Origin of the sequence: Microcystis sp. M49636_WE2, from assembly GCF_030065375.1 — a bacterium.
Taxonomy (GTDB): Bacteria; Cyanobacteriota; Cyanobacteriia; order Cyanobacteriales; family Microcystaceae; genus Microcystis; species Microcystis aeruginosa_C.
Genome location: NZ_JASJFG010000063.1, coordinates 1 through 1541 on the forward strand (window position 1 = coordinate 1; position 1541 = coordinate 1541).

2 protein-coding genes are annotated in these 1541 nt (G+C 37.7%); both read left to right on the plus strand.

Annotated elements, in window-relative coordinates; translation table 11 throughout:
* The coding region (locus PX484_RS01455; RefSeq protein WP_288102703.1) for a tetratricopeptide repeat protein at nt 1–1318 on the plus strand (1318 nt) is incomplete at its 5' end.
* 71 nt (nt 1319–1389) lie between these two features.
* Nucleotides 1390–1541 (plus strand): type II toxin-antitoxin system HicA family toxin (locus PX484_RS01460; protein WP_502882687.1); only part of this gene is annotated, 152 nt, incomplete at its 3' end.

Sequence of the window (1541 nt, forward strand, 5' to 3'; positions counted from 1 at the left end):
GAGTGGCGGTGCAGTCTTAGACTCCCAGGGGAGAGTAATAGGGATTCATGGAAGTTCGGAAACAGCAGGGGTAACGGAAATTCAGTTAGGGTTTAGTTTAGGGATTCCCATTAGCACTTTTATCGGATTGCAAGAAAGATTGAAGGTAAAACCGCAATTATTAACCACTGCTCAACCCCAAGTTAGTCCGCAACAACAACAAGAAATTATTCAAGCGATTACTGGTGTTATTGTTCCTAATACCAATGCGACGGCGGATATTTGGATAGAAAGGGGGGGACAATTATGGCGGTTACGGAGGTATGAGGAAGCAATTAAAGCCTTTGATGAAGCGATTAAGCAAAATGACCCCAAGAATGTCTATTTAGCTTGGTATGGGAAGGGATTTGCGTTAGGTAATTTAGGTAAATATCAACCAGCTATAGAAGCTTTGCAACAAGCGATTAATACCTTACCTAAACGGGAAGATTTAAAGAACTTTCACAGTAGTATTTTACAAAAGCAAAGTGTTGTTTATCGCTATTTAGAAAATTATGAGCAAGCATTAACGGTGATTAATCAGGCGATTTCTCTGGTTCCCAATAACCCCAATCACTATAACGAGAAATATGTAGTATTAAGTGAATTAAAACGCTATGATGAAGAATTAGCCGCAATTACTCAGGCAATTAATCTCGCTCCCCGTGCTGCTTGGTATTATAATCGGGGTATTCTTTACTATAACCAACAAAAATACAAATTAGCATTAGATGACTACAACAAAGCTATTGAACTTAATCCTAATTATGCTTTGGCTTACTACAATCGGGGGAATCTTTACCGTCGCCAACAAAAATACAAATTAGCATTAGATGACTACAACCAAGCTATTAAAATTAATCCTAATGATGCTGAGGCTTACAACAATCGGGGGAATCTTTACTATGACCAACAAAAATACGAATTAGCTTTAGCTGACTACAACCAAGCTATTAAAATTAATTCTGATTTTGCTGGGGCTTACTACAATCGGGGGAATCTTTACAAAGACTTGCAGAAATACGATTTAGCCCTCTCTGACTACAGCAAAGCCATTGACATTAATCCTAATTTTGCTGAGGCTTACAACAATCGGGGGAATCTTTACAAAAACTTGCAGAAATACGAATTAGCCCTCTCTGACTACAACCAAGCTATTAGAATTAATCCTAATTTTGCTTTGGCTTACGCCAATCGTGGTATTTTATATGCCATATTAGGACAATCCGAAAAAGCAAAAATTGATCTACAACAAGCAGCCATATTATTCCGCCAACAGGAGAATATGGCAACTTATTAAAAGGTGATGCAACTTTTACAACAATTAGGGGGGTGAAATAGAAATCATCAATTCTGGAAAGTCGAGAAATTATCAAAAAACTGAAGGATGAGGGATGGTATCAAGTAGGTACAACAGGAAGTCATCATCATTTTAAACATCCCCATAAAAAAGGGAAAGTGACTGTTCCTCACCCTAAAAAGGATATTCCCCTTAAAACCCTAATCAGTATCGAAAAACAAGC